1 pseudogene is annotated in these 1,866 nt (G+C 76.5%); it reads right to left on the bottom strand.

The annotated features are described in order from the left end of the window. Positions 1 to 355: 355 nt before the first annotated feature. Positions 356 to 1,866 (bottom strand): annotated as a pseudogene (locus tag ACJA3G_RS36130) (molecular chaperone Hsp90); the annotation flags it as partial.

The following is a 1,866-nucleotide window of genomic DNA, read 5'->3' as shown; positions in this document are numbered from 1 at the left end:
TGGCCGGGGGTTCGTCTGCGGGTCGGTGGTGGGTTGCCCGCGCAGTTCCCCGCGCCCCTGTTCGGCCGGGGGTTCGTCTGCGGGCTGTGGGTGGCTGGTCGCGCAGTTCCCCGCGCCCCTGTTCGGCCGGGACTTTGTCTGCGGGTCGGTGGTGGGTTGCTCGCGCAGTTCCCCGCGCCCCTGAAGGGGCCCGGTTTTTGGCTGCGGGTTGTGGTGGGCTGGTCGCGCAGTTCCCCGCGCCCCTAAAAGCCTGGGGCYGAGGCAGCTGTTCYGGGTGCSGSCRAMCSCCTCAGGGGCGCGGGGAACTGCGCGAGCAACCCAGCACGGTCCGCAGACGAAAGAAGGCAGCCGGGGGCTAGTCGAACCAGCGGGCGCGGGCCAGTTCGGCCGTCCGGGACGGGTCCTCCAGCAGCGCCCCCACCTCGAACCGCCGCGGCCACTGCCCCGCCGCCCACGCCAGCCCCGCCGCGACCCCCTCCAGCGTCGCCGCGTGCACCGTTCCGTCCGGCGCCCGGTGCCAGTCCAGCTCGACCCCGCCCGCCAGCAGCTCCTCGTGCTCGACGTAGTGCGAGGGCACCCCGGGGCCGAGCAGGGCCCGGACCGCCTCCGGGACGGCCCGCTCGGTCCCGACGCTCGTCACCTCCGCCGACGCGGTCTCCCCCAGGCTCCGCACCTGGAGCAGCTCCGCCAACTCGGCCGCCCGCGCCGGGGCGACCGGCAGCAGCGGCACCCCGGACGCCAGCGGCAGCAGATCCGGCGCGTCCGCCACCAGCGCGTCCGCCGCGTCCACGACCCGTACCTCCCCGTCCACCACCGCCCGCAGCTCGTCCGGGAGCGTCACCTGCTCGGGGTCGAGGTCGGCCAGCGCCGTGTACAGGGCGTGCAGTTGCGCGTCCGAGACCGGGCGGTCCGGGTCCGCGAGGCGGGCCAGCAGTTCGGCCGCGCCGCCGGGCTCGTCGAGCAGCGCCGCCACCGACGTACGGACCCCGAGCGCCCGCAGCACCTGCTCGTCGTCGAACCCGGTCGCGTCGGCGGACTCGTACAGACCGGCGAGCAGCGGGTCGGACCCGGCCGCGCGCAGGCCCGCCGGGCGGCGCCCGCCCAGGACGGGGTGGCCGCGCAGCCACCACGCCGTGTACGGGCGGACCGACTCGGTCGTACCGTCCGGCAGCAGGATGCGGACGGGCTGGGTCAGCGCGTCCCGCAGCGGGGGCTGCGCGAGCAGCGCGAGGGCCCGCGGCCAGGCGTCGTCGTCGACGAGGTCGAGGTCGCGCACGGCGACGATCTCGGTGGCCACCGGCGGCACGGGCGTGTGCGGCAGCCGGTCGAGGACGTCCTCGCACCACACGTCGACCGCGTCGAGCAGCCCGGCGTCGTCGGGCTCGGCGAAGTCACCCTCGCGGGGCTCCAGTTCGTCCGGGTCGAGGACCACATCGGTGGCGCGGACCAGCGCGAACGTGGCCAGCACCCCGCACGCGGCGAGCGGCTGCTCGCCCCAGCGGGCCGCCAGTCCGCCGTCCACCTCGGCGAGTTCGCCGGGGCGGATGACGGCGGCGAAGGGGCTGCCGGGCAGGACGAGTTCGCCCGCGGGGGCGAGTTCGCCGTCCTCGTCGGGCAGGGCGAGCGCGCCGAGCCACGGCTCCTCGCCGGGTTCGAGCGCGGCGTCCCGCACCAGCGTCAGGACGGTCTCGGCGAGTTCGTCGGCGTCGAGCGCGTCCTCGTCCCAGATCTCGCCGCTGTCGAGCGAGGCGGCGACGGCGTTCCGCACCTGAGGGGTGGTCAGCACGGCCCGGGGAGTGGCGGGCAGGGCGCCCAGCTTCTCCAGGAGCGGGGAGTGGCGGGCAGGGCGCCCAGCTTCTCCAGGAG

The organism is Streptomyces sp. YS-3 (assembly GCF_045257485.1).
Classification (GTDB): domain Bacteria; phylum Actinomycetota; class Actinomycetes; order Streptomycetales; family Streptomycetaceae; genus Streptomyces.
The sequence above is the reverse complement of the archived record's forward strand: the minus strand, read 5'-3'. Positions and strand labels throughout refer to the sequence as shown.